General features: G+C 61.7%; 1 protein-coding gene. It reads right to left on the bottom strand.

Annotated elements, in window-relative coordinates:
* Positions 1-114: 114 nt before the first annotated feature.
* A complete protein-coding gene (locus ACT53M_RS20130; protein WP_476235699.1) occupies positions 115-1,137 on the bottom strand; it encodes an IS110 family RNA-guided transposase in 1,023 nt (340 codons plus the stop codon).
* Positions 1,138-1,208 lie beyond the last annotated feature (71 nt).

Below are 1,208 nucleotides of genomic sequence, written 5' to 3'. Positions count from 1 at the left end.
CCTAAACAGGCTCGCGCGCGTTGAAGCGCATTGAATCAGACGGGTTCGTCTCACCATTGGCTCGATCTTTCCTCATCATCGACTGCCATTACCATTTCGGGCGACCTGGGGTGATCAGGTCAAATTGGCGTAAGGGTGATAGGCCTCCTTGCGGGTAAGCACGACCCAGGCGATCCGGGCGAGCTTGTTGGCAAGCGCGACCGAGACGACGCGGAAGGGCTTTTTCTCGCTGAGCTTCCTGATCCAGTCGGCCATGGGCGTGGGCTTGTCTTTGACGTGTCGCATGACGGCGGTCGCTCCGACGACGAGCAACCTGCGCAGGTAGCGATCTCCCTGCTTCGAGATGCCGCCCAGTCTGGTTTTGCCGCCGGTCGAATGTTGCTGCGGCGTCAGACCGAGCCAAGCGGCAAACTGCCGGCCGGAACAGAACTGGTCGGGATCGGTGACCGTGGCGGCGATGGCCGTTGCCGTGACAATGCCGAGGCCCGGTATTGCAGCGAGCCTGCGACTGGCTTCGCTCTCGATATGCCAGGCGATCAGTTGCTGGTCGAGCACGGCGATCTCGCCGCTGACAGCCATGATCTGGCGGACCAATATCTCCAGCGCCGTTCGGGCGTAGGCCGGCAAGGCATTTTTGTCGGCGAGCACCTGCTCCGACAGCTTGGCGAGGTTGGCAATGCCGGGGTTGGCAACATGACCCAACTCCGCCAGGTGCGCGCGCAGGGCATTGGCCAGCATGGTCCGTTGCCGAACCAGGAGGGATCGGGCGCGATGGGTCATGAGAATACCCTGTTGCTCGATCGTCTTGACTGGCACGAACCGCATGGTTGGTCGCTGCACGGCTTCGCAGATCGCTTCGGCATCGAGCGCGTCGCTTTTGCCGCGCTTCACATATGCCTTCACGTAGGCCGGCGGGATCAGGCGAACTTCATGGCCCATCGCTGCAAGCGTGCGCGCCCAGTAATGTGCCGTTCCACAGGCTTCCACCCCGATCAGGCAGGGCGCAAGCTTCGAGAAGAAGGGCAGCATCTGTTTGCGATGCAACTTCTTCACCAACACCGTGGCACCGCTCTCGTCGATGCCGTGTGCCTGAAACACGCTCTTCGCCAGATCGAGTCCTATTGTCGTGATCGTCATCGTGAACACTCCTCTGCAGATGCCGGGCAACAGCATAGCTGCCGCCCGGTGCGGGGGCGTCCACATCATCA

The organism is Sphingomonas sp. DMC6 (genome assembly GCF_056314225.1).
This window is presented reverse-complemented; position numbering and strand designations above follow the sequence as displayed.